Source organism: Gracilimonas sp. (assembly GCF_014762685.1).
Classification (GTDB): Bacteria; Bacteroidota; Rhodothermia; order Balneolales; family Balneolaceae; genus Gracilimonas.
On sequence record NZ_JABURM010000003.1, the window covers coordinates 1 to 22,813 of the forward strand.

General features: G+C 39.8%; 17 protein-coding genes. 5 read left to right on the forward strand and 12 right to left on the reverse strand.

The genetic code is table 11. From position 1 onward, the window contains the following. Positions 1-205 precede the first annotated feature (205 nt). Positions 206-973, reverse strand: coding sequence for a queuosine precursor transporter (locus HUJ22_RS00020; RefSeq protein WP_290871836.1), 768 nt, complete (start codon positions 971-973; stop codon positions 206-208). A gap of 120 nt (positions 974-1,093) precedes the next feature. On the opposite strand from HUJ22_RS00020, the gene HUJ22_RS00025 reads away from it, so the two are divergent. Further along, positions 1,094-1,843 (forward strand): hypothetical protein, encoded by a 750-nt coding sequence (locus HUJ22_RS00025; RefSeq protein WP_290871839.1) that lies wholly within the window; start codon positions 1,094-1,096, stop codon positions 1,841-1,843. A 79-nt stretch (positions 1,844-1,922) separates the two neighbouring features. Continuing rightward, positions 1,923-3,251, forward strand: a complete 1,329-nt coding sequence (locus HUJ22_RS00030) for an AarF/ABC1/UbiB kinase family protein (protein ID WP_290871842.1) — start codon at positions 1,923-1,925, stop codon at positions 3,249-3,251. A gap of 233 nt (positions 3,252-3,484) precedes the next feature. Here the strand turns inward: HUJ22_RS00030 and HUJ22_RS00035 are convergent, their stop codons facing one another. Then, the gene (locus HUJ22_RS00035) at positions 3,485-4,708 is read right to left on the reverse strand and encodes a 6-bladed beta-propeller (RefSeq protein WP_290871845.1); all 1,224 of its coding nucleotides are present in this window, start codon (positions 4,706-4,708) and stop codon (positions 3,485-3,487) included. A 350-nt stretch (positions 4,709-5,058) separates the two neighbouring features. After that, positions 5,059-5,598, reverse strand: a complete 540-nt coding sequence (locus HUJ22_RS00040; protein WP_290871848.1) for a transposase — start codon at positions 5,596-5,598, stop codon at positions 5,059-5,061. A 212-nt stretch (positions 5,599-5,810) separates the two neighbouring features. Here HUJ22_RS00040 and recQ point away from each other — a divergent pair, with 212 nt between their 5' ends. Then, a complete protein-coding gene (gene recQ, locus HUJ22_RS00045; RefSeq protein ID WP_290871851.1) occupies positions 5,811-8,024 on the forward strand; it encodes a DNA helicase RecQ in 2,214 nt (737 codons plus the stop codon). Between the two features lie 133 nt (positions 8,025-8,157). Here recQ and hflC read toward each other — a convergent pair whose 3' ends face one another. From hflC to hisC, 6 genes are all read right to left on the reverse strand, one after another. Then, positions 8,158-9,105 carry a protease modulator HflC gene (gene hflC / locus HUJ22_RS00050; protein ID WP_290871854.1) on the reverse strand — a complete coding sequence of 316 codons (948 nt, stop codon included), beginning with the start codon at positions 9,103-9,105 and terminating at the stop codon, positions 8,158-8,160. Beyond that, entirely contained in the window at positions 9,105-10,115 is a 1,011-nt protein-coding gene (hflK, locus tag HUJ22_RS00055) for an FtsH protease activity modulator HflK (RefSeq protein ID WP_290871857.1), read from the reverse strand. Before hflK ends, hflC begins: the two co-directional genes overlap by 1 nt. A gap of 117 nt (positions 10,116-10,232) precedes the next feature. Beyond that, a complete protein-coding gene (locus HUJ22_RS00060) occupies positions 10,233-12,773 on the reverse strand; it encodes a PP2C family protein-serine/threonine phosphatase (protein ID WP_290871860.1) in 2,541 nt (846 codons plus the stop codon). Positions 12,774-12,903: 130 nt separating this feature from the next. After that, positions 12,904-14,700, reverse strand: a complete 1,797-nt coding sequence (locus HUJ22_RS00065) for a histidine kinase dimerization/phosphoacceptor domain -containing protein (protein WP_290871863.1) — start codon at positions 14,698-14,700, stop codon at positions 12,904-12,906. Between the two features lie 106 nt (positions 14,701-14,806). Beyond that, positions 14,807-16,888 carry a transketolase C-terminal domain-containing protein gene (locus tag HUJ22_RS00070; protein ID WP_290871866.1) on the reverse strand — a complete coding sequence of 694 codons (2,082 nt, stop codon included), beginning with the start codon at positions 16,886-16,888 and terminating at the stop codon, positions 14,807-14,809. A gap of 19 nt (positions 16,889-16,907) precedes the next feature. Next, positions 16,908-18,020, reverse strand: coding sequence for a histidinol-phosphate transaminase (gene hisC, locus HUJ22_RS00075; protein WP_290871869.1), 1,113 nt, complete (start codon positions 18,018-18,020; stop codon positions 16,908-16,910). Positions 18,021-18,166: 146 nt separating this feature from the next. Between hisC and HUJ22_RS00080 the strand changes: the two genes are divergently transcribed. After that, positions 18,167-18,862: an SDR family oxidoreductase gene (locus HUJ22_RS00080; RefSeq protein ID WP_290871872.1), complete on the forward strand. Its 696-nt coding sequence runs from the start codon at positions 18,167-18,169 to the stop codon at positions 18,860-18,862. A 53-nt stretch (positions 18,863-18,915) separates the two neighbouring features. Continuing rightward, the gene (locus HUJ22_RS00085) at positions 18,916-19,593 is read left to right on the forward strand and encodes a hypothetical protein (RefSeq protein ID WP_290871875.1); all 678 of its coding nucleotides are present in this window, start codon (positions 18,916-18,918) and stop codon (positions 19,591-19,593) included. Here the strand turns inward: HUJ22_RS00085 and HUJ22_RS00090 are convergent. Genes HUJ22_RS00090 through HUJ22_RS00100 form a run of 3 tightly spaced genes read right to left on the reverse strand, consistent with a single transcriptional unit; the run spans position 19,583 to position 22,629 of the window. Next, positions 19,583-20,440: a GDSL-type esterase/lipase family protein gene (locus HUJ22_RS00090; protein ID WP_290871878.1), complete on the reverse strand. Its 858-nt coding sequence runs from the start codon at positions 20,438-20,440 to the stop codon at positions 19,583-19,585. The genes HUJ22_RS00085 and HUJ22_RS00090 overlap by 11 nt on opposite strands. A 4-nt stretch (positions 20,441-20,444) precedes the next feature. Next, a complete protein-coding gene (locus tag HUJ22_RS00095) occupies positions 20,445-21,143 on the reverse strand; it encodes an NAD-dependent deacylase (RefSeq protein WP_290871882.1) in 699 nt (232 codons plus the stop codon). After that, entirely contained in the window at positions 21,136-22,629 is a 1,494-nt protein-coding gene (locus HUJ22_RS00100) for an acyl-CoA dehydrogenase family protein (protein ID WP_290871884.1), read from the reverse strand. The genes HUJ22_RS00095 and HUJ22_RS00100 overlap by 8 nt, the downstream gene beginning before the upstream one ends. Positions 22,630-22,813: the final 184 nt, after the last annotated feature.

The window sequence follows — 22,813 nt, forward strand, 5'->3', positions numbered from 1 at the left end:
AACAAGCTCTCGCTCGCACAAACAATCTGATCTATACTTCAATATGTCTAAGAACTAAACCTTCAGCGAAAAAAAATGCTGACTAAACATCTGTTCGGTCAGCGATTTTCGTTTCCTTGAAAGGATTACAAAGATAGGGGCTGAACCCTATTCACCGCAAGTATTTTTTGAAATTAATTTCACAATTTTTGCTAAAACTTCTGTGCTATTCAGAATCGTATAATGAGTGCCCTGTGGGGTCTTCATTGTAGTGTCTAAGAAACCTTACACCCAAATAAAAGAGCGGAGTATCAAAAAGTGCAAAGAAAAATTTGAACAAATATGAATTCAAAATGAGGATAATGAGCGTGGCGACAGAATTCACATTGTCTCCGAGATTCCCGGCCAAATATAAAATGGTTAAAATTGCGGTAGAATCTACAAGTTGACTGAACATGGTGGATGCATTATTTCTCAACCATAAATGTTTTCCGCCGGTCAGATTTTTCCAGAAGTGGAACAGACGAACATCCACAGTTTGTGCGGTGAGATATGCGATCATACTTGCAATGGTATTTCCAACCATGAACTCATACACGCCTTCAAATAATTGAATGCCGCCGCTCACCCCTCCGGTATTTGGAAGCCAGTGCCCCACCGACATCACTAAGAGCATAAAAAAATTCAAAAAGAATCCGACCCAAACTACAAGCTGTGCTTTCTTTCTTCCAAACAATTCTGAGATAAGATCAGTGGCAAGAAAAGTGACGGGATATGCAAGCACCCCAACCGGAACACTCATCGTATATATATTGCCATCTCTTACAATCGAGGGAGTAATTGCTTGCAGCCAACCGGGCATGTCTATAACAAATAACGTCACAAATTTCGTTGTACCTATTACATTCCCCAGAACTAATGCGGTTATAAAAACTCCTGCAAGGCTGAGAAACAAGGCGTCCCGCTGAGCCATCGATGGTTTATTTTCAGACATAAAAGCTTATGAATTTAAAGTCGGTCAAAAGTAATCAATCAAAACAAATTTTCAATTTCTATCGTAGCAACGAACTGAAAGCTTTCCGCATTCGTTTTATTAGTAAATTAAATGTATACCATGAACACAAAAGAACTAAACATCAAGATTGGGCTTACACAAGCGGCGATAGACCTATATATAGAAGACCGCTTTTCAATCCCGAATTTGACCAAGGAAACCGGCAAGTCGGCCTCTGAGATCTATACAATTTTTCCAAACAAAAAATCTATTCTGAAATTCTATTACCCCTCTTTGGTGATCCGTTACCGCGCGATGATTAGTGAGATCGATGACTTCGACTCTTATTCCATCAGCGAGAAGCTTTCCAATTTTGCTTTTACCCTCTTCGATATGATGGACGAGCGCCGGGGATTTGTGGAAGATACTTTTGAAAAATATGAATGGAAGTGCGCTTCCAAAAGTGAATTTCAGAAAGAGATCAAATCTTTATTCAAAGACTTCTTTACCACTGATGGCAACATCGCAACCAGTGCCGGTTTATTTATAGGCGATTGGTTTTATGCCTCCCTGAAAACCCAATACCTGTTCCTGATCAAATTCTGGCTGGAGGATGATAGTGAAGCCCGCGAACGCACCTTTGCTCTCACCGATAAGATTACCGGATTTATTGAGGAGCTTGTCTATTCAAAGATCGTGGATAAGGGATTCGATTTAGCTAAATATTCTTTAAACGCTTCTGGATTTAGTAAACAGGTTGAAGATTTCAACGACTGGATTTCAAGCTGGTTTGAGGATGAGCCGGGTAAAGAAGTCAAAATTGAAATTGAGGACGAAAAAGAAAACGAGGCCAATACCAGCTCTGATTAATTTTAAATGCTATAGTTTTAAATGTTAAATGGAACGACATATTTAACATTTAAGAATTCAAAATTTAACATTACCCTTAATGAGTAAAGACTTCCCTTCATCAAAATTTGAGCGCGGCAGTAGAATTGCCAAAACCGGTTTAAAAGTCGGCACGAACTATGCCAAGAGATATCTCCGCAAGAAATCAGGAACAGAAAATGAAACCACAGATGGAAAATTTCATTCTGATAATGCTAAAGAGGTATTCAAGGAATTCACCAAACTTAGGGGAACAGCTCTAAAAATTGCACAAGGCATGAGCATGGACCAAGGATTTCTTCCCGAGGAATTTGCCGAGGTCATGACCCAGGCACAGTACTCGGTTCCTCCTATTAATAAGGCACTGGTTCGTTCTATTATAAAGAGAGAGCTGGGGGATTATCCCGAGCAGTTGTTTGCGAAGTTTGAATCGGAGGCTTTTGCAGCAGCATCCATCGGACAGGTTCATAAAGCGGAATTAAAAGACGGACGGAAAGTGGCTATCAAAATTCAGTACCCCAATGTGCGAGAGACTATTGATTCGGATCTGGGTTTGGCAAAGATCCTGGTTAAACGCATAGTGAAAAAGGGGACCGATATGGATCCTTATTTTGAAGAGGTGAAAAGAACGCTGCTTGATGAGACCAACTATATAAAGGAGGGAAAGCAAATTGATTTGTTTCGGGAGCGGTTTGGAGGGTTGAATATTGTGATCCCAAAATGGGTGGAGGAATTTTCTACGGATAAAGTTCTTTGCATGACTTATATGGAAGGCCGACACCTTGGGGAATTCCTGAAGGAAGATCCCGATCAGGAAACTCGAGATCATTTTGGCCAGCTTTTATGGGACTTCTTCCATCAGCAGATCCAAGAGATGGATTATGTGCATGCCGATACGCATCCCGGAAATTTCTTTTTTACATATGATGATAAGCTGGGTGTCATCGATTTTGGGTGCGTGAAGAAATTCCCAAAAGAATTTTTCATGAATTACCTCCGGTTATTACCCACCCATCTCACGGACGATGAAGAAGCTATTCGTGAGTTATACGAAGACCTGAAGGTCATTGATCCCGATTCAGATACTCCTGAAAACGAAGAACGATATTTCAAATTCGCCCGAAATTATGGTAAGACCTTTGCCGAGCCTTATAAATATGAGATTTTCGATTTCGGGGATGAAGAATACCGTAACACTATCAAATATTTTACCAAAGATGCTCCCATCGGAAATGAGCCGCGTGGCTCTCAGCACTTCTTATATACCACGCGTGTACACCTGGGACTTTATAATCTGCTCATGAAAATGGGAGCGCACATCGACACCACGAAAAGCAAAGAGATATTGAGTGAAATGCTGGATGTAGATTTTGGGGAGTTGGTAGAATAGAGTAAAGAATGGAACGCAGATAAAGCGGATATTCGCAGTTATTTTTTTCTCGCTGAGTTTGACACAAAAGGGGTCGTTGATTTATCCTGGCAAGAAACTTGCCTGAGTACTTTCACAAAATGGTTTTCTGAAAAAAATGTCCCAACGGCCCGGCGAATTAAAGTAGCGTGATTCTATCAGGCGTTCCGCAGCGGGGCAAGCGAAACAAGTACAATCTTCCTGAATTAATTAACCTATTGATATTCCATTTTATATTTAACTACTAGTTCCTGTCCGGTATCAGGATCTCTCTTGCTCGCATAAAAATATCCGTCCCTTATTGCTAATAATGGATCACTCATCAGCCATTTAAGTGACAGATCTTCCGGCATGTAGGCTTTAGCAACTAAATCCCCCTGTTGGGTTATCACCCACCATTCTAAAAATTGCTCCCCTTCCTTAATCAGCCCAACCCAAATCCGATTCTCATCATCAATCTTAATCGTAAAAAGTGAGGGCCACTTTTCCGGTAACTCTGCATGCTTCACTAACAACTGATTATTCCAGTCATCCTCGTGTAAGAATTCTATCAGTTCTTCGCGTCTTATCGTTCTTTTACTGTGACTTGCATGATATAGTGCCCGCTCATAATTGCCATTACTATCGTAGATCTTGATGATAAAATCTTTTGTCCACACTGAGATCATCTCCTTCTCCGGACTTACCCTTAGTATCGTATTACCAAGAAATGCCGCAGGTTGTACCCTGGAAAGATGCTTACCTTCAACGGTAGCCATCAAGTCTTCACGGTCCCTCATTTCAAACAGCTGATCACTAATGATCTCTCCAGAATAATTCATAAAGTAGTACTTCACACCCCGGTATTCCCCTAAATTATAAGTTTCAAGCTCGATGCGTGAGTCCTTAGGATGTTCCATATAACCGGCGATCGTGGTACTGTCATAACGTGGGATAAAGTACATCGGGATCCACCCTTTTATTTCTTCATACTCTCCTACGTTTCGAGGATATTGCCGGACGGTAGTGGAATTCGAATAGCTTAACGTTTCTAAATTAAACTCATTAATTCGAAACTGCCGGCGGTCAAAAACAGATAACTTGTTCCCTTTAATTTTCATATGGCTGAAGCCCTGGAACTCTCCCGGACCAACACCTTCTCGGCCCAGGGCGGTTATATAATCTCCATTTTTGTCAAACACGTGGATCTGCTTTTGTCTCCAATCTGCAAGATATACTCTGCCCGCACTGTCAATTTCAATTTGTGAAAGATACCCCAGTATTAACTTGTCGTCATCACCTATTACTACTTCTGGAATTAATTCAATTATTTTTGCTGATCCAGCATCTGTTATAGAGATCGCGTTTGGGAGTTCTCCCAGCTTCAAGGAGAGATCATCTTTAGTTGATGAAGGAGTACAGGAGTAAAAAAATAGCAGAAAGATGACGTATCTATACATCGATTTTCCAATTATTGAAAATTTAAAAGGAATCAAAGCCCTTAAGGTGTCTTGAGCTCCTTATTATTCAAAAAAATCAGCAAATTTTTATTTTATTAGTACTATATATATAGTACAATAGAAAAATTTATATGTCAACCCGGATCCGAGATCAGAAGCATTAGTTTATACTCGTTGCGTTGCACTTCTCCGCTGCACAATGCCCCATTGAGGCCCTGCCTCATATTATTGAGTTCATTTTATAAAACAATTTCAATCTAAAAAACATACTTGGAAACAGAGCAGACCTTGGACCTCGTTGAGTAGCTCCGCTGCTCAATGCCCCCGGAGGCTCCGCCTCCACTATCTAACTAGACCGAAAATAGTGTGACCGGAATAATAGCATTATCCTCACCTAAATAATTTCTCGCTGATGAATACTTCCAATGCTGTGGTAAATTCACAAACCCAGCTTTAACCGGATTGCAATGCACATACTCGATTTTCTGATTCATCATTCTCACATCTGAAATTTGTTTGGGATGTACCCCCTTCTGCCACACCTGATACTCACTATCTTTATGCTTCGAATGTTTATATGCTATTAATTCCGATAAATAATATCTCCGGTTATGTGCTTTCAGATAGTCTATAATGCATCTTGCAGTAAATGACTTGAACCTTCCCATTTTGATTGCTAAACGCTTTCCCTCTACGATCAGATGAATGTGATTATGCATAATCACGTACGCATAGAGTTCAACTTTTTCTTTGTTTTGAAGATGTTTGATAGATTCTATGATGAGCTTGCTAATATCCTGATAAGCAAATAATGAGATTCCTTTTACCGTACTACAGGTAACAAAATAAGGATAGTGCTCTTCTTTGAATTTATACCTTGTTTTGCCCATAACTTTTTTATTTAGTTAGAGCGTTTTGAAGAGCATTCCTTACAAAATTTTTTGAGGCGGAGCCTCTTTTGGGCATTGAGCAGCAGAGCTACTCAACGAGAAGTAAGAAGTCCTAAACCCCACTTTCGTGATTTCATGCACGAAAATAACATGATTCTCAAAAAAATCTGTAAGGAATTCGGTTTTTATTGCTCTTACCTTAGAAAAAGATCATGCAAAATTCAGAAACCACTTTAGATAACATGCCGGATATCCAAAAAGCAGAACACTTACTTCATGAAGTTTTCGGGTTTGAGGAATTTCGGTCACTGCAAAAAGATATTATTGAGAATGTCCTCCAAAAAAGGGATACCCTCGCCATCATGCCTACCGGTGGCGGAAAGTCACTTTGCTTCCAAATTCCTTCTCTGATTTTTGATGGACTGACCATCGTTGTTTCTCCTCTGATATCATTAATGAAAGACCAGGTGGATCAACTCACCGCCTATGGAATCTCAGCTGCTTTCTTAAACAGTTCTCTCGCTCCCAGGGAGTATCAAAACACAATGGATCAGATTCGCCGAAATGAATTGGACCTGCTTTATCTTGCTCCGGAAACCTTGCTGAAAAGCAACATTCTCAACCTGCTTTCCGGGTTGCAGGTCGATTGTTTTGCTATTGACGAAGCTCACTGTATCTCAGAATGGGGACATGACTTCCGACCGGAATACCGCCAACTTGCAGAAGTAAAGAACAGATTCGATGATGCCGTTTGCCTCGCCCTTACCGCCACTGCAACCCCTCAGGTACAAAAAGACATCTCAAACAGTTTAGGACTTACAGATGCGAACAAATTCGTAGCCAGCTTCAACCGGAAAAATTTATACCTGAATGTAATTACCAAAACAGGTCCGCTTCGCCAAACCATCGAGTTCCTGGAAGACCACAAAGAGCAATCAGGTATCATTTATTGTTTTTCCCGCAAACAAGTGGATGAACTTACCCTTGATCTTGAAGCAAACGGCTACTCCGTTCTTCCATATCACGCCGGATTGGGAGAAGCCCGGCGAGTTAAAAATCAGGAGGGCTTTATTCGGGATGAAGTGGACATCATTGTGGCCACCATAGCCTTCGGAATGGGCATTGATAAGCCGGATGTTCGTTTTGTCATTCATTATGACATGCCAAAGAATATTGAATCATATTACCAGCAAATTGGTCGCGCGGGCAGGGATGGGTTGCAAGCCGATTGCCTGTTTTTATTCAGCTATGGGGATGCCGGTAAAATCCGCTATTTCATAAATGAGAAAACCGGTGAGGAACGACAAATATCGGAAGAGCACCTGCAGCAACTGATGGATTTTGTAGAGGCGCAACAATGCCGAAGAATTAAACTGCTTGAATATTTTGGGGAAAAATTCACGGAAGAAAATTGTGGGATGTGCGACTATTGCACCGGAGATGTGTCCGATTCGGAAAACATTACGGTTTCTGCCCAAAAATTTCTTTCTACTATTGTCCGTACCGAACAGCGTTTTGGCTTTCATCACATCAAAAACATCCTGGTCGGCTCTCGCCGAAAAGAAATACTAAAATTCAATCATGACCAACTTTCGACTTATGGAATTGGAAATGAATATAACCGAAAGGAATGGAAGCAGTTATACCGGGAATTGATGCGACAAGATATTGTGGAGAGAGGAGCTGAACATGGCGGGCTTAAATTAACCCCGAAAGCCATGGCTGTATTAAAAGGAGAACATGAATTGTTTGGTGTGATTGAGAAACAAGAGCGAAAACGCACTGTCAAAGCTTCTAAAAGTGAAATCGAATCGCTTGATTTTGACCTCAAACTGCTAAAATTACTCAAAGAAAAGCGAACAGAATTAGCAGGAGAAGAGGGAGTACCTCCTTATATCATATTTGCCGATACCACGCTAATGGAAATGGCATATTATTTCCCGCAATCGGAGGAAAGCTTATTGAAAATTCACGGCGTTGGAAAGACAAAGCGTCAAAGATACGGGGATGCGTTCCTGGATGTAATCACTGAATATTGCACTCAACATAATCTGCAAGAAAAGACCAAAAAAAGAAGCTCCCGAAAGAATTTAAAGAAAAATCCTATCAGCCGAAGTAAGCGACATCATCAGGTTGGACAAAGATATAATGAGGGAGAATCTATTCCTGAAATCGCGTCCTTTTATGAAGTCAAGGAAAGTACGGTAATCAACAATCTCACTAAATTTATTCAGGATGGCCACTCCATTCGTCCGGATAGACTTAGGGAGCTTTCGGATCTAAGCAATGAAGGTTTTGAAAGAGTAGTTACTAAATTTGAAGAATTGGGAGTAGAACTATTAAAACCTGTTTTTGAGGCTTTGGATGAACAGGTGCCTTATGATGAATTGCGCGTGGTACAGTTGTATATGATGGCGGAAGAATAGGTTTACTTTGTTTTAAATGATATGAAGTGGAATCAGGGAAAATCCTTTCAAGCCACGGGTTTAAAGTTGCTTAAACAAAAAAAGCACGAGTTTAATACTCGTGCTTTTAAAATACGATTTTGATTGATTTTACCTAATCAATGCTGTTTAAATATCGGAAGAAATCGCTCTCTGTTGACAGTATTATATTGGTCTCTTTATCCATGGTTTTGGTATAAGCATCCATCGAGCGTATAAATGAATAAAGCTCACGGGATTGATTATTCCGGTTATATGCTGAATTATAAATCGCTGCCGCCCGGGCATCAGCTTGACCGCGAATGATCTCCGCCTCACGAAATGCTTCAGACTGAATTCGAGCCAAGTCTCTTTCCTTTTCACCGTTTATACGAGATGCCTCACCCTGTCCTTCAGAACGGAATTCATCCGCAATTCTGTTTCGCTCTGAGATCATACGGTCGTACACCGTTTGACGAACATCCTCTACATAGTTGACCCTTTTAATCCGGAAATCTAAAATAGCGATTCCCAGATCTGCTGCCCTTTGGTTGGCCAGCTCCTGAATATCTTCCTGAATTTGCTGACGGCCTGTGTTTATGTCTTCAAGTGAATCTTCTACCACTTCCAGCATTAAAGCTCCGGTGGTATCCGGGTCGCGATTGCTTGATCGTACGATCTCCAGCAGATCATGGGATGCAATAGCGTTTCGGGTTTCGCCATCCAGGATATCATCCAAACGTGATTGTGCACCTCGCTCCGTTCCCAACCGCTGGTAGAACTGAAGCGGATCGGTTATTTGCCAGCGGGCATATGAATCTACAAAGATGAATTTTTTATCCCGTGTCGGAATTTGATTTCGATCTCCATCCCATTCCAGATAGCGTTTTTCAAAGTAATTTGATTTCTGGATAAAAGGGATTTTAAAATTCAATCCCGGTTCAGTTACGGCACTTCCTACAGGATCACCAAACTGAGTTATGATCACCTGTTCGGTTTCATGTACAATATAAAACCCGTCAATCACTGTGAGAAAAACCACTAAACCAACAACTGCTGCTATAATTCCTTTTGCCTGACTCATTAGTTGCCTCCGTTATTGTTTTGAGATGAAGAAGTCCTTACTCCGTCTATCTGCATCTGAAGCAGTGGAAGCACGTTACTTCCGCTTTCATCCGTAATAATTTTCTTACCCATTTTTGGAATGATTTCTTCCATAGTTTCTAAAAATATCCGTTGTTTTGTAACCTGAGGGGCTTTAATATACTCTGTATAAAGATCGTTGAAGCGGGATACTTCACCTTCTGCATTGTTAATCCTTTCTGAAGCATAACCCTCAGCTCTTTGAATGGTCTCTTCAGCCTGTCCACGAGCTCGTGGAATCACCCTGTTGTAGTCGGCTTTAGCCTGATTGATCAAGGTTTCTCTTTCCTGCTGAGCTTCGTTTACCGCATTGAAAGAAGGCTTTACAGGATTGGGTGGGTTGATATCCTGCAGTACTACTTGCTCTATGGTAATTCCAAGCTGGTATTCCTGTACTAGTGCTTGTATGAGATTTTGAACTTCAATCGACACCTCAGCACGTCCAACGGTAAGAACTTCATTCACTGTTCTGTCACCCACAATCTGTCTCATTGCTGCTTCAGAAATATCCGATAAGGTAGATTCCGCATTTCGCACTTTAAACAAGTAGCTATACGGATCGTTAATACGATACTGAACTACCCATTCCACATCAGCAAGGTTTAGGTCTCCGGTTAACATCAGAGACTCATTTTCATACCCGGCTTTTTGATACTGAGACCGAACTCCTGACTGCACCGTTCGGTAGCCAAACTCCTGTTTTAGTTGCCTTTCAACCGGCACCTTTTCTACCTGGTCAATTAACGGCAGTTTATAATTTAATCCCGGTTCTACTGTTTCTACGTATTTACCCAACCGTACTACAATACCAACTTCTTCTGGGTCAACAGTGAAGAAGGAGGAAAATCCGAGCAGAAGTACCATCAACCCGACAACTATTACACGGATATTTTTTGATATCTTTTCGAACTGCGGCGGTACATTAAAATCAAAATTTTGATCTTGAGCCATATTTTTTTATTTAATTCACCTTATTTAATTATTATTCATAACATTGCAACACCAAAACCTTTAAAATAAAGGTGTTATGGTTATGATATTTTTAGTTTTTGAAAAAAAGAAATTTCTCTAAACCTTCAGGCATATGATAGTAGTATCGTCAACCAATTGATAGTTACTAAACTTCTGAACGGTACGCTTAATTTCCTGAGCAATTTCCTGGGCAGTCAATGTTTCAGTGTCTATTGATTCAATCAATCTTGGAACTTCTTCAAAGCCAAAGCGTTCTCCTTTTTTATTTACAGCTTCGGGAAGGCCATCGGAGTAGAGAAGGAAAAAATCTCCCTTTTTCATAGTAATGGTTTCTGCCCTGTAATTGACTGATTGTTTAATTCCTAATGGATAAGCCGGAGCCGGGGTATGAATATATTCAGCAAGCCCATTTCTTTTCAGCACCGGCCGGCAATGCCCGGCATTTGCTATACTCATTTTCATTGACTGCAGATCATAGCGGGCAAGCGCACAAGTTATAAAAGTCCTTTTATCGGTTCTGTGAAAAATAGGTTCAGTAATTCGGGAGAGTATTTCATCCGGCATATCATCCTTCATGCGTGAAAGTAATAAACCGCTTGTGAACACAGCCGGCATGGCAGCGCGCATAGCTTTACCCGATACATCAACGACTGCCATTGTTAGAGCAGTAGGAATTCCTTCTTTGTTTTCGGTTAAAACATAATCAAAGTAATCACCCCCAACTTCAAAGGAGGGCAAGAAGAAGCCATATACATCCAGCCCCTCTACTTTGGGGGGTTGCAGTGGCATCAATTGATATTGGCTTTCCCGGGCTATTTCAATTTCCTTTTCAACACGCAAATGCTGTGCCATTCTTTCTTCATACTCCGGTATGTAATCACCGACTTCAGAAACTGAAACCCCATATCGATATGAGATAAATCCATAAATGAGGGGACCGGCCATTAAGAAGGCTTGAACCCAACCAACATAAGCGACTTCAATAGAAGGAGATTCCCAATACGGTTGAATCATAAAAAAGACCGTAAAAAACCACCATCCAGTGCAAACTGTCAACAGCCCAAATTCCTTTAAAGCATAGATAAAAATGACTGCTATACTCAGATAAATAATTATCTCTTGAAAAATAGTGCCTGTGGTACCGATTAATCTTCCAAGTACTGTTATACAAATGCCGGAAATTAAAATAGATAGCAGCCCGACTAACCATTCTCTTTCAATCCAATGTCTTAATATTGAGTATACAAACCCTATCTGCGCAATACATACCAACCATGTTGTGATCCATGAACTCATGTTTATAGTGAGCAATTTCGGGGTAATGCTAGCTTCAGCATATCCAAATTGACTGTCAGCCTGAACCAAAAACTCACCCATAAAAAACAGGATTGAGGTAATTATACCTATAACAATTCCACCAATTGCAAAACCGTGTACTAATCCTGCCCCCGTTTCACTGACAAAAAACTTGCGTTGCCACAAAGCATCAATTAAATCTACTTGCCGTTGTTTTTGTGAACGGGCAAGAGCCTCCCAACTGATATAAGCCAAAGCGGCATATAAACCTACCACCAAACCAAATAATAAATTGTTAATTGTTGAGCCAAATATTCCTGCAGTGCTTAAAAAAGGGTTATAACTATACATAAAAAAAATAGCACGCCATCCGTATACACCGGCAGAAATTGCAATAAAAATTAATAATGCCCGACGCCACTCAACTTTTCCTTTAAAAATATTTTTCAAGCCTACGGCAAAAACCAGAATAATAAGAGTGAATAATGCTGTGAATAATACATATGAAAACAGCAAATCCTCCTCTTCATTATCTGATGTATTAGACTTCAATACCATGGGTTCAAGCTCATTTATCGCTGCAAATGACTTTATACTAAACCCAAACTCAGTTCTGAATCCTTCCTCGTCTGTAATTTCCCGAACTACCGGCTGTAACTGAAGAAGAAGTTTTTCGGGAGCACCGGGTGCATCCTCTTTAATTTTCCAGCTGATTTCAAGAGACTCCGTTTCGCCTCCATTACTTAAAATCCTTCCCGAATTCTGTCTATTATCATCCAAAACCGCCGAGTCTTCAAAATTATTTTGGATGAGTTCATACGCTTCCAAGTCATATTCCAGCACATCATCTATTAACTTTTCAGCAATTGTGAACAGTGAGTCTCCTTGTACAAAAGTAGGATTTGGATTTTCCTGATGACTATCTATCCGAATTATCTTACCTGAGTTCGATACATGAAGTTTTAACCGTCCGGTATCATTAAACAATTGATTTAATGTCGCAAATACTCCATTGCTTTTATTGGGAGCACCGATTACTGTTTCCCAGCTTTGGATATGTAGCGCGCTTTTATTTAGAGTAGCCGGATAAACTTCATCTTCAAGTGTATCCTGTAAATTTTTCAAATAAGATAAATGCTGCCGGCGCATTGACATCATTGCTAAACTATCCATCGAAAAGCCCATTAACAGAGCTTTTTTTGAAATACTGTCCTCAACTGCTTCTTTGCTTTGGTTTATAGGGCCTGAAGCATAAAATTCAACATCTGAGCGAAGAAAGAAATAGCCTATTATGCCTAATAAACCACAGAAAAGTAATATGTATGAACGTTTGTTTAACAACTTGTTGAATTGCCCTAATTTGATACCTGTTATATTATTTTAACGAAGTTCGCCATCTTTAAACAAAAGCTACGATTTTTTAGAAGCTTTGTTACCGTTTTTATCTACTGAATGGTTTTTTTATACCCTGTTATTTTTCTTGTTTAAACTCAATCCTGAATATACTGCCCGATGATTCTGAACTTTCCAAAATCTCAAACTCCCCTTTTAATTGCCGGCTTAGTGTTTTAATCAAAGTAACACCCAAAGAATTAGAGTGACTAAATTTCTCCACATCAAATCCATTGCCATTATCAGAAATCGTCATTATGATTTTACCCTTCTCATTAACTGCCCGGACTTTAATTTCACCCTTTTCATGATTTTTAAAAGCATGTTTAAAAGCATTCACAACTAACTCATTTACCAAAAGCGAACAGGGGATTGCCTGATTAACACTTAATGAAATAGATTCGTCAACCTCCGCAATAAGTTTAACATCCCTGCTTTCATTCATATGCATACTGCTGATCGCCTGAAGTAAGTCGTTAATGTATTTGTCATATTTTATATAAGCCAAAGACTCACTTTCATATAACATTTCATGAATCAATGCGATAGACTGGATACGCATTTGGCTATCAGCCAGTGCCTTTTCAACATCATCATTCTTGGCAGTGTGGCTTTGCAATTGTAACAGCCCTGAAATAACTGCCAGGTTATTTTTTACCCGATGATGAATTTCAGCCAGCATCACTTCTTTCTCTTTCAATGAAGCCCTGATTTTTTTCTCTGCCTTTTTTCGATCTGAAATATCACTTGCCACTGCTACTGAACCTACTTTATTTCCCTGATTATCTAATAGTTCAGCTTCAGAAAATAAAACCGGTATGGTTTTTTTATTTTTGTGAATAAGGGAAAACTCAAACGATTGAGCATTTTCATGATTTTCTTTATAAGAATTCCCCATTTCTTTAAAATTATAAAACCGGGTTAAAGGCTCATTCATCATTTCACTGATATTATAGCCTACAAGTTTTCCGGCAGCAGAATTAGCTCGCTGTAAAATCCCATCATTATCCGTTACGAATACTGCTTCTTGAATTGACTCAATAATGTTATCAAGATAAGCTTTAGATACCGTCGACTTCTGTAACCCCACGGCCATATTATTAAAAGCTTCAGCCAAATCACCAATTTCATCTTTCGACGTTACTTCAATGCGTTCATCTAAGTTACCTTCTCCAATCATTTTTGCTGAATAGCTCACCTTAGCTAATGGATTTGCAATAGACCTATAAATATATATTGCCAAAACAACAGCCAAGAGCACAGAAAGTAAGGTTGCTAAATAATTGACAAGAGCGCCCTTTTCCAGCGATTCATCCAATAATTGATTTCGTTCCTCCTGAACTTCAAGCACATAATTTCTTAACTCTGTTATCTCCGGAATTATATTATTCCTGAAATATGGCTCGATAGAATTAATAAACATCAGGTTGGCCTGATCAGAGTTTTCTTCTCCTAAATTCAACCACTCTCTTGCAATAGACTTATAGACTTCATAACTGTTTAGTAACTCATTTACATCCTCAGGCAGGCGCTCATTTCTCCCCAACAATAGCTCCAGCTCATTTAACGCAGCTTCAAACTGCTCCAGTTCTCTTTCGAAGTCAGACGTCAATTCCATTACCGCCGGAAGTTCCTGTACTGTGTTGTATCCTTTTTCCACAACAATAGCTTCGCGGACACCATTTAAGAAAATCAGGCTTTGAAACAGGCTCCGCTCCATCTCCCCGGTATAAATTACTACCTGAGAAGCCTCATTTACAGACCGTAACTGTTCCTCCTGGATCTCGGAGGTAAATTGATCAGATACAAATCCCACAAAAGCCAGCAGCAAGCTTATGCATATAAAACCAATAATAATTTTGGTACCGAGTCTCAAAGTTGTCAGAGTTTTTTTAATAAATACTCCTTAAAGTAGAGATTCCAAGCAGGAATCTCTATTAATTCACAATTAAAAAAGACTCATGTAACAAATGTATTTAAGCCTAAAATAAAAGGATTTCTTCGATTCTATCCGCAATTCTTTTTGTAGTTGGTAACACAGATTCCATTAGCTTAACATTATAAGGAACAGGGACATCAGGCATGGTTACCCGCTCCACAGGAGCATCAAGATACTTAAATGCATCGCGCACAAGAACCGCCGAAAGCTCTGCTCCAAATCCGGCCGTCTTATTATCTTCATGAACTATAAGACATCGGTTTGTTCGCTGAATAGAATTCAGCACTGCCTCTTTATCCCAAGGCATTAAGGTCCGCAGGTCCAATACATCTGCTGAAATACCTAATTTATCTACGGCTTCTTCACTTCGCTCGCACATAGCACCCCAGGTTATTATGGTTATTTCATCTCCTTCTCTCAGCTTTTTTGCCTTTCCGAATGGAACAATATATTCGTCACCAGGATAAGGCTTCCTGGCATATTTGGCATCCAGTAAATTTCGGTGCTCAAAAAATACGGTGGGATTATTACTTCTCATAGCTGATCTTAGAAGGCCCACAGCGTCCTCGGCATTACTTGGCATGGCTACCTGCCAACCAATGGCATGGGTAAAAAACACTTCATTGCTCATACTGTGCCACGGATCTCCACATTTGGCAAAGCCTCCGGGCATACGAACTACTATTGGAGCTGCAAATCGATTGGCCGTTCTCCAACGTATGGTTCCGCAATTATTCAGTTGCTCTGTAGCCGGGTCTGCATATTTTCGAAACTGGATTTCAGCAACCGGCATCAAACCGGAATAAGCCAAGCCTACGGCGCGACCAATAATTCCTTCCTCAGAGAGACTGGTGTCAAAAACCCGTTCTTCTCCAAATTGTGACTGTAAATCCATCGTAGCTGCATGTACCCCTCCTTTCATTCCAACATCTTCCCCAAAAACCATCAACTTGGGATTTGTTTCCAGTTCATACTTTAATGTTCGGCGTATAGCTTCTACAATATTAATGCGTTGCTTTTCTGATTTGGGCTCATGGGCAGATTCGGGAAATTCATGCCCCTCCACTGCAAGCCCGCCTATTATTGGAATTTCACCTTCATCAAAAGCATACTTGGTGGTTTCAGTGGTTTCCGGCTCAGGTCGATTAAGTGCTGCTTCTGCGGCAGCTTCAATAGTATCCTGCGCTTTCTTCTCCCAGTTTTTCCAGGTTTTATCAGTGATTTGATCCGGAACCATATAGTCTTTTAACTTCTTTAGCGGATCATTTTTTTGTTCCTCTTTTAACAGTTTTTCATCCTTATAGGCTTGATTGTCTTGATAAGAATGACCGTTTAACCTAGGAACTGTTAGGCGAATAAGAGCCGGACCTTTACGGTCTCTCACATAATTCACTGATTCTTCCAATAAAGAAGCAGCCTCTTCCGGCTCTGTACCATCCCCATCATAAATCTTCAGATTGTTAAAGGATTGCAGATTATTACTGATTTTTCCGCCCGGGGTTTGGTATTCACTGGTTACTGAAATACCATAGCCATTATCTTCTATATAAAATAATACCGGAAGATTCTGAGTAGTGGCAATTGTAAGAGCCGACCAAAAACCATTGGTTGCCACAGATCCATCCCCTCCAAGAATTACGGAAATGGCTTTATCATATACTTTTTCTTTAAGTACATTTTTTCGGTATTCAATTCCCTGAGCCCAGCCAATTGCAGGGGTATATTGCGAACCGACATCCCCGGCCATAGGTAAAACTTTTGGGCCATCACTATCAGGCTTATTACAGACCACCCCAATATCCCGGCCATCACTGTAACCGCCTGACTTACCCATTGGAGCCGCCATCGCATCTTCTTCTGATAATCCAAGAGTAAGCAACAAAGGACGTGAGCGATAATATGCACTTGCTGCATCATGCTTATTCGTAAGCAAACTGCCTAATAATACCTGGCCAAGTTCATGCCCGCGAGCTGAAAATTGATAGAGTACTTCTTTATTTGGAACCAGCTCATTTTCTTCTTTCTCATCCATTGCTCTGGATGTAAGTATTAAACGGGCTACATTTTTCCAATCTATATTAGAAACTGATGTTTTCTTTTTGGATGCCTTTTTTTTCTTGGCCATAAATAAATTAAATGCGTACTTATTTTTTAGTTACTTCTAAAAATGATTGTTCGAAATGGTCCATTTCTTCTGAAAGTCCCACAGTAATACGGATACAATTTGGTAGTCCGAATGCATTGATACGACGGAGTATCACTCCTTTCTCTAACATCTTTTGGGTAAAATCAATGGCTTCCTCCTCTGTTTCCAAAACCATCATAACGGAGTTGGATATGGATTTTACGTATTCCACATCATGATCATCAAAAAATTTATAGAGTCTTTTCTTGCTCTCTTCAACCACAGCTACACTTTTGGCTAAAAACTCATCATCACCATAAGCGGCCAATGCTCCGGCCTGGCCTAATGCAGTAGGCTCAAATGTAAGTTTCGTTTTCATCATATTTTTGATGAGTTCCTTATTGGCAATAGCATATCCAACCCGAAATCCGGCCAAGCCATATGCTTTTGAAAAAGTTCTTAATACGATGATATTTTCATAGTCATATTCCAAGGCACGAGGGTAGTCTTCAACCTCCCGTGCATATTCAAAATAGGCCTCATCCATCACTACCAATACATCTTCCGGAACCTGTTGCATGAACCACTCAAATTCATCCTTATTGATATAAGTTCCCGTTGGATTATTGGGATTGGCTATATAAACCATTTTTGTTTGCTCATCGATGGCATTGGCAATAGCTTTTATATCATATTTATAATCTGTGGTAACGGGGATTCTTTTCAAATGTACCCCACGAACTCCTATCTGAACAAAAAAACCGACAAAAGTAGCATCTGCAGTAATGGCGTTTTCACGATTTAAGAAAAAAGTCTTACATAAAATAGAAATGATGCTTTCCGAACCAGATGCAAGTAACACATTTTCCGGATCAACACTGTTTCGCTCGGCAATAGCCGCTCTTAATTTTCTGGCAACAGGATCAGGATAATCCTGAATAACTTTAAAAGCTTCGTCTATAGCTTCTTTTACTTTAGGACTGCAACCCAGTCGATTTTCATTGGAAGCAAGTTTAGCGATTTTATCGGGTTTATAAAGATCGGCTACTTCAGCTATGGTTTTACCTGCCACATAGGGTTTTAGCGTTTCTATATTACTGGGTACTAACGGTTTACCAGTTTTTGTACTCATTAAGCCTTAACTTCCTTATTGTGTTTTTAATGAGCGGAAATTTACCATTAAAAAAGCGCTTTTTCCAAGGCTATAGGAAGATATCCGAACTATTTATATTTGCAATTGTTTTCCCTATAAACCATAAATGATTTATTTACCAAGATATGAATAAGACAATTTTAATTACCGGTGCAAGCCGGGGTATCGGGTATGAAACCGCTTTGAGATTGGCTTCTCAGAATCATACAGTTATTGCCACTGCCCGTTCAGAAGATAAACTTGTGGAATTGGCAAACTCAGCTGATCCCGGGAAAATCATACCTGTAAAAGCTGACTTAACCCTTGAAACTGGTATTCAAAAGTTGGCTGATTCTGTTTCTAAATTCGAATCTTTAGATGGATTGATCAATAATGCGGGAGCCGTTCATCGTGAATCATTTATGGATACGGATTTATCCGTCTTTCAGGAATTAATGGATATCAATGTATACAGTATTGTTCGATTGATAAAAGCATTGAAACATAAACTTGGGAATGGCAGCCACATTGTAAATATTTCAAGCATGTCCGGTTATCAAGGGAGTTTAAAGTTTGGAGACCTCTCAGCATATGGTGCTGCTAAAGCAGCAGTGGTTGGCCTTTCTGAAGTTTTAAGTGCAGAATTTACAGACGATGGAATTTCTGTTAATTGTTTATGCCTTGGTGCTGTACAAACAGAGATGTTTGCAGAAGCTTTTCCGGGTTTTGAAGCTCCAGTTTCCCCTCAACAAATGGGAACTTACATTGCTAATTTTGTCTTAACTGCACACCAATTCTATAATGGAAAAGTTTTACCAGTAGCCTTGAATGATCCCGGATAGTAGCAATGGTATTGCCTTCTATTATTTACTAACTTCGGCTGAACCAAAAATCTATGAGATTAATAATGCGCACGGTAACTTGTCTGTTATTCTTTTTTGTGTTTTCTATTTACGGGACACAAATATCCAAAGGTCAAACTATTGAGGTTCTAGCAGGGAACACCCTTAATGGTACTGTGAATGGCACCCTGCTCGGAGGAGCTACTATGGCCTTAACTAACAATTCTGATTTTGCTCCATTGAGAGTTGGTGTTGGTGTAGGTACTCTTTACGGCTTGGGAATTGGAGCTTATGATATCGTATCCAGCAATGGACAACAACTCATTGTTTCCGGTTTTTTTAATGACGGAAATAATACCAGTATCATTGTTCTATTGGATACCTTTTACGGTGCCGCTGCAGGAGCAATAGTTGCCAGCTCCGTTATGCTGATTGCTGAAGAACCTATTGTAGATGGATTAAAATATGGCTCTGCAACGGGAGCTTGGATTGGTTTTGGTGTAGGACTCATTGATGCTTTTGTGTTTGCAAAAAGAATCACCCCTTCTTCCGTGGCCAGAAATAAACCTATAAATGCTGCTGACGGCTTGGTAGGTATTCAATTCAATGAGCAAACCAGTATTGGCTTAATCTCACCTTCAGTCATTAGAACCTATCAAGCTGATGATGCCAGCCTTTCCCAAAAAACTACCCCTACTGTAAATTTATTGAGCTTTAAATTCAATTTTTAGGTTCGGCCAGTTTTTTTATAAGAGCTTTTACCGTTTCCATATGCCCTGATAAAGAATGATGCAAACCATCAGGTAAATAATTCCAAGCCTGTGGCTCGTTTTCTCCCATACGCTTTACCCCTGGATCTATAATCGCTCCATTTTTACCTGCAATCAGTTCTTGCACCTGGCTTAGATCTTTCATTTGAATAGTAAAGTCATACAAAAGATTCTCTTCTAAGATTTCATCAATCACAGATGCCGGGGTAATCCATACTAAAGGATTTTCAACCCTTGTCTCCAATATAGACTGAATAGTTTCAATATTTTCCCATGTTTCGGAAAGTGGCAATAATGTCCGATCAGGGGCAATATTCAATCTCTGAGCATCAAAAGTGCCTAAAGCAATTATAACCCAATCCGGTTCATGTATCACAACATCCCGGTCAATTCGACGCAATGCTTCAGACGTTGTATTGTAAGAAACCCCGGCATTGATAAATTTGAAGTTTGGGTTTTCGGTGGAAATTTCCAGCACATGCTTCAAAATAGTAAACCAACCTTGGGCATCCTCTGTATTGGAATCACCAAAAGCTACCATGGTTTCTTCTCCATCCATTGGAAGCTTGTCTAAACAATCGACTATTTCATCGTCTTTTAAAATCTCTAATGCAGCTTCCCGGGCATTATCATCATAATTTTTTCTGTATTGTTTTAATTCCTCCTCAGTGATACCAAACAGACCTGCTTCCGATTGAATATTATTTTTCCCCGGAAAAAGAGGAATTCTTTTCGTGATATGGTAATAGGGGAGCATAAATTGTTCTAAAACCCCTTTCTCTTCTTCTGTTGCTTTCTTCTTTGACATCTTATTAACTAATCTCCTTTTTTAATTTCTCTGCTAGTTTCTTTACTCCGGTCCCTGCATTTTCCCTGTAATGAAACCAACCGTCCTGATCCAGTAATTGTGGCTCAGATGGATCAATAATATATTTCGGGATTCCGGTTTTTGCGTAGTGTATCAACCCTGCAGCAGGATATACTACTAATGAAGTTCCAACTACAATCAAAATATCAGCTTCTGCTACTTCCATAGCTGCCGGTTCTATCATAGGAACCATTTCGCCAAACCAAACTACATGAGGCCGCAACTGGGCACCATCTTCAGCAAGATCACCCAATTTAATTGGATCGGAGCCTATATCAATAACCAGTGATTCGTTTTTTTCACTCCGGGCTTTTCTTAATTCTCCATGTAAATGCATTACATTATTTGAGCCGGCACGTTCATGCAAATCATCTACATTTTGTGTTATGATAACAACTTCAAATTGTTTTTCAAGATCGGCTAAAGCTTTATGAGCCTTATTAGGTTTGGCTTCTGCAGCCTGCCTTCTGCGCAAGTTGTAAAATTGGAGTACTGTTTCCGTATCTGTTTCCCAGCCTTGAGGGGAGGCGACTTCTTGTATATCGTAACCCTCCCAAAGGCCTCCGGATCCTCGAAAGGTAGACAGACCACTTTCAGCGCTTATTCCGGCTCCTGAAATTACTACGATCTTTGTTTTAGGCATTCACCGTTGAAAGTTTAAACCAAGAGCTATCCAATTGATAATCTTCAACAACATCAGCCTTACCGCCATGTTTATAAGTTTGCAGTATGGCATACACCTCTTCCTGAAGAGTCTTAATCGCATTTTGAATAAGCTCTTCATTAAAACCCCGGTCTCCCAAGTTTAGAGTAAACTCCATAGAAATAATTCGGCCAATTGCTTTTCCAAGATCTACTAACTTCCGCTGGGGCATTTGGGCATCAAGCTCAAAATTTAAATGTTCTTTAAAATATTCAGATGATCTCTCTGTAAGATGAAAGTCGCTTAAAAAATCCTGCAAGTTATTATTTTTAAGCTTTCTCATCATTTTTAACACGGACTCACTGATCTGTTGATATAGAATATCATTTGAACCTTCAAAAATTTGAAATGGACGACTGTCAACAACAGAGCGTCCGGCAATGTGATCTAATCTATACCCCATTGCTCCGGTTAATTGAAGCAGTGATTGTGAGGCGTGTTGCATAAAATCTGTAATAATTGATTTAATGGCATTTGCTTCCAGGTCCATGCGGGATGTATTCTTTTCTAAGGGAACATTAGTGCTTGTAAAATTGCACATTGCTGAACAAACAGTAAAATAAGCTTGTATTGTTGACAATCTGCTTTTTACCTGATCGTAATTAATGAGACTTTGTCCGCCAACAAATCTTTCCTTGCAATGTGTAACAGCTTCATCCATCATTCTTCTCAAGAATCCCATTCCCATACCTGGAAACTGTAACCTGCTGCGGTGAAGTAGATCTAACATCATAGTCACTCCGGTACTCTTTGGCTGCAGCTTATGAGATTCGTCTACGGTAATATCAATATTATTCTTTCCGTAAGGAAGCATATATAAACCAAGGTTATTGTAGTATTCTTCAACCTCGATTCCGCCATTTCTTGTGTCATGAATAAAGAAAGATATGTCCCGACCTAAATCGCCTTTGTCGTTCATTCCCCGTGCTGTAATTAACCAATAGTCAGCCATTCCGGTCAGTCCTCCCCAGTGCTTTGTTCCTTCAATCTTATAAGTGTCATCACCGACTTTTCGATATGAGGTTTGCATTTTCAAAGCATCAGAACCATAATCAGGCTCTGTAATCATTAAACCGCCCAATTTATTGGCATTAATCACACGGTTAAAAATATTCTTTTTGGTTTCTTCATTAGCGTAATTAGCAATCGGCTGAAGAAAAAGTGCACCATTAATACCCATCATGAGCGACAATGGAAGTGATTCATATGAACTCGCTTCCAGCATTGCCAATGCTTCAGCAGTATTACCTCCATAACCACCGTATTTTGAAGGAATAAAAGAACTCAATGGAGATAGATCCATGATTTCCTTTAATGTAGTTTCCTCAATCCCTCTAACAAGTGTTTGTTCTTCTGCATCTTTCTTTTGAGAAAAGATGGTGAAAAGCTTTTGTTTATAGTCTTCTAAGAATCTCTGAAAATCCAATATAATGTCCTTTACTTACTGGTTGTGTACTTTAAACAGTTAATCTAAATATAAACATTCCTAAATCGCTTTTCTGTAATTCTTCTCAAAAAAAAAAGCTCCAATCGTATAGTGATTGGAGCTTTGAGTAAAAAGGAAGAAGGCGACGACCTACTCTACCGCTTGTGGCAGTACCATCGGCGCT

What these genes read in the sequence shown, in the direction of transcription:
- HUJ22_RS00020 (WP_290871836.1), bottom strand. Translation starts at nt 973, where the DNA reads ATGTCTGAAAATAAACCATCGATGGCTCAGCGGGACGCCTTGTTTCTC.
- HUJ22_RS00025 (WP_290871839.1), top strand. Translation starts at nt 1,094, where the DNA reads ATGAACACAAAAGAACTAAACATCAAGATTGGGCTTACACAAGCGGCG.
- HUJ22_RS00030 (WP_290871842.1), top strand. Translation starts at nt 1,923, where the DNA reads ATGAGTAAAGACTTCCCTTCATCAAAATTTGAGCGCGGCAGTAGAATT.
- HUJ22_RS00035 (WP_290871845.1), bottom strand. Translation starts at nt 4,708, where the DNA reads ATGTATAGATACGTCATCTTTCTGCTATTTTTTTACTCCTGTACTCCT.
- HUJ22_RS00040 (WP_290871848.1), bottom strand. Translation starts at nt 5,598, where the DNA reads ATGGGCAAAACAAGGTATAAATTCAAAGAAGAGCACTATCCTTATTTT.
- recQ (WP_290871851.1), top strand. Translation starts at nt 5,811, where the DNA reads ATGCAAAATTCAGAAACCACTTTAGATAACATGCCGGATATCCAAAAA.
- hflC (WP_290871854.1), bottom strand. Translation starts at nt 9,105, where the DNA reads ATGAGTCAGGCAAAAGGAATTATAGCAGCAGTTGTTGGTTTAGTGGTT.
- hflK (WP_290871857.1), bottom strand. Translation starts at nt 10,115, where the DNA reads ATGGCTCAAGATCAAAATTTTGATTTTAATGTACCGCCGCAGTTCGAA.
- HUJ22_RS00070 (WP_290871866.1), bottom strand. Translation starts at nt 16,888, where the DNA reads ATGGCCAAGAAAAAAAAGGCATCCAAAAAGAAAACATCAGTTTCTAAT.
- hisC (WP_290871869.1), bottom strand. Translation starts at nt 18,020, where the DNA reads ATGAGTACAAAAACTGGTAAACCGTTAGTACCCAGTAATATAGAAACG.
- HUJ22_RS00080 (WP_290871872.1), top strand. Translation starts at nt 18,167, where the DNA reads ATGAATAAGACAATTTTAATTACCGGTGCAAGCCGGGGTATCGGGTAT.
- HUJ22_RS00085 (WP_290871875.1), top strand. Translation starts at nt 18,916, where the DNA reads ATGAGATTAATAATGCGCACGGTAACTTGTCTGTTATTCTTTTTTGTG.
- HUJ22_RS00090 (WP_290871878.1), bottom strand. Translation starts at nt 20,440, where the DNA reads ATGTCAAAGAAGAAAGCAACAGAAGAAGAGAAAGGGGTTTTAGAACAA.
- HUJ22_RS00095 (WP_290871882.1), bottom strand. Translation starts at nt 21,143, where the DNA reads ATGCCTAAAACAAAGATCGTAGTAATTTCAGGAGCCGGAATAAGCGCT.